This is a genomic window from Kitasatospora humi (genome assembly GCF_020907985.1).
In the GTDB taxonomy this organism is placed as follows: Bacteria; Actinomycetota; Actinomycetes; order Streptomycetales; family Streptomycetaceae; genus Kitasatospora; species Kitasatospora humi.
The window spans coordinates 1-1,645 of the sequence record NZ_JAJJPA010000134.1 but is presented as its reverse complement, the minus strand read 5'-3'; the positions used below and the strand labels follow the sequence as shown (position 1 = coordinate 1,645).

At 67.1% G+C, this 1,645-nt stretch carries 2 protein-coding genes; one reads left to right on the top strand and one right to left on the bottom strand.

Features of this window, described 5'->3' with window-relative positions; translation table 11 throughout:
- Positions 1–49: 49 nt before the first annotated feature.
- A protein-coding gene (locus LN042_RS36720) for an IS5 family transposase (RefSeq protein WP_372495890.1) occupies positions 50–924 on the top strand; the annotation gives its coding sequence in 2 pieces (ribosomal slippage) (positions 50–439 and positions 442–924; 873 coding nt in all).
- A gap of 3 nt (positions 925–927) precedes the next feature.
- Here the strand turns inward: LN042_RS36720 and LN042_RS36715 are convergent.
- On the bottom strand, positions 928–1,575 hold the full coding sequence (locus LN042_RS36715) for a class I SAM-dependent methyltransferase (protein WP_230055809.1): 648 nt from the start codon (positions 1,573–1,575) through the stop codon (positions 928–930).
- Positions 1,576–1,645: the final 70 nt, after the last annotated feature.

Genomic DNA, 1,645 nt, shown 5'->3' with positions numbered 1-1,645 from the left:
CTAGGGCCTGTTTCAGAAGTGGATCAAGGTCGTGCGATGATCTTGTTCCATGGCTCGGGGAGATCTGACGGATGCCCAGTGGGCGGTGCTGGAACCGCTACTGCCGCTGGGTGTCAAGCCCGGCCGGCCGCCGGTGCACACCAAGCGGCAGCTGATCAACGGCATACGGTTTCGCACCCGCACGGGCATACCGTGGCGGGACCTGCCTGAGCGGTACGGGCCGTGGGAGACGGTGTACGGGCTGTTCCGCCGCTGGCAGCGCGACGGCACGTGGCACCGGATCCTTGAGCGGCTCCAGGCCCGGGCCGATGCGAAGGGCCTGATCACCTGGGACATCTCCGTCGACTCCACGATCGCCCGCGCCCACCAGCACGCGGCCGGCGCGCGCAAAAAGGGGACCTGCAACGCGAACCGCCCGGCGGCGTCTTCACTGAGCCCGACGACCACGGACTCGGACGCTCCCGCGGCGGACTGACCACCAAGATCCACCTGGCGGTCGAGCAGGCGCAGAAGCTGATGTCGCTCGTGATCACCGCCGGACAGCGCGGCGATTCCCCGCAGTTCCAGGTCGTCCTGGGCCGCATCCGCGTGCCGCGTCTCGGCCCGGGACGCCCGCGCACCCGGCCGGACAAGGTCCGCGCCGACAAGGCCTACGGGTCCCGCGCGAACCGCGTCTACTTGCGCAGGCGCCGCGTCGGCTGCACGATCCCCGAGAAGCGCGACCAGGTCGCGAACCGCAAGAAGCGCGGATCCCACGGCGGACGGCCGCCGAAGTTCGACAAGGACGACTACAAGGAGCGCCACGCGGTGGAGTGCGGCATCAACCGCCTCAAGCGCCATCGCGCGGTCGCCACGAGGTACGACAAGCTCGCCGTCCGCTACGAAGCGACCGTGCTAATCGCGGCCATCAACGAGTGGCTGTGATCGTTACTGCTTGCGGCCCAGCAACTGCACCGCCCGCGACCTGTGGCCGTTCATCGTGGCGACCTCGATCCGGCGCTCCTCCACCAGGTCGAAGTCCGACAGCAGAGCGCGCAGCTCTGCTATGTCGTGATGCCGGCACACCGCACCGTCGTCAGTGGCGAAGACTCCGTACGGTGCGCCGAATTGCTGGGCATAGGTGGCGTAGCGGCTGTGGTTTCGTTCGTCGTCCTGCAGGACCATGTCGCTGACGTAGAGCAGCCCGCCGGGCGCCAGGACACGGCTCAGCTCGGAGACCAGTGCCCGCTGAGCAGCGTCGTCGGGAACACACGTCAGCACCGCGAACAGCAGGACGACATCGAAGCTTGCCGACGCGTAGGTCAGGTCCGGCGGGGACTCCAGGGCGGCGAAGCGCAGGTCAGGCCTCAACTGACGACCCCGCTCGATCAGCGCGGGGGACAGGTCCACACCGGACACATCGGAAAAGCCGTGCTCGCTCAGCTCGGCCATGACACGGCCGTATCCACAGCCGTAGTCCAGGACCCGAGCGTTCAGACTCACCCCCGCCAGCCAGGCTAGATTCACCGGATGGGTGAACGTCTTCGTTGCGCCGACGCTGTCCCAGTACGCGATCTGACTACCAAGATCCTTCATGCGAGTGCAGCATACGGCCCTCACTCGCTCGACACATCACCTCTTGATCCACTTCTGAAACACGCCCTAG